The organism is Stenotrophomonas sp. STEN033, from assembly GCF_056856655.1.
This window is the reverse complement of record NZ_JBXFWM010000136.1, coordinates 1-679: the sequence shown is the minus strand read 5'-3', so window position 1 is coordinate 679 and position 679 is coordinate 1. Positions and strand designations below refer to the sequence as shown.

Annotated in this window: 1 protein-coding gene; it reads right to left on the bottom strand. The window is 59.5% G+C overall.

All coding sequences use genetic code 11. The features are described 5' to 3' along the window. Positions 1–103 precede the first annotated feature (103 nt). Entirely contained in the window at positions 104–547 is a 444-nt protein-coding gene (locus AC1VXC_RS21100) for an REP-associated tyrosine transposase (RefSeq protein ID WP_481540019.1), read from the bottom strand. Positions 548–679: the final 132 nt, after the last annotated feature.

The following is a 679-nucleotide window of genomic DNA, read 5'->3' as shown; positions in this document are numbered from 1 at the left end:
AAAAAAACAAATACTCATTCGGTTTTCCGGCGGCCCTTTTGTTTTTTTTTTTTTTTTCTTTTCCTCCCCGCGGCGTCCTTGGGCCCCCCACTACATCGGAACTTCAGAGCTGCCAGCCCCAGCTGCACCACGCATACGGATAGTCCTGCGGTCTCTCGCACAAACCCGCCCGCACCGGGTTATGCAGCAGATAGTTCGCCACACCGCGTAGCGATTCGTCCTGCCTGATTGCATGATCGTGATAGCCGGATTGCCAGATCGATCCTGCACCGCCGATCGCCCTTCCTGAGCGCGACTTCAGGCGCTGCAGACATCCACCCAGCGACCCGGATTGAAGCTGCAACAGCCAATGCAGGTGATCGGGCATTACCACCCAAGCAAGGCTGTGGCTGACGCCCGACAGTTCGCAATGACGAATTGCTTCGATCAGGTGTCCGGCGCTCTCGCGATTCGCAAACAGCGGCATCCGTCCGGCGGTCACCGTGGTGATTGAGTAGATGTTGTTGGGCAGCGATACACGCCCGAGGCGCAGTTTTGGACTGGACATCGCTGCAGCCTGAGGCCGGAGATCGAGAAGGTCCGTCAGTGATTCAAGGCCGCGTTTGTAGTGCCGAGCCATGCTCGGCATGGGGCATTACCGGTAAGGCCTCCGCCGGGCCTGGCTCGGCCCAGGCGGGGC

What these genes read in the sequence shown, in the direction of transcription:
- AC1VXC_RS21100 (WP_481540019.1), bottom strand. Translation starts at nt 547, where the DNA reads ATGTCCAGTCCAAAACTGCGCCTCGGGCGTGTATCGCTGCCCAACAAC.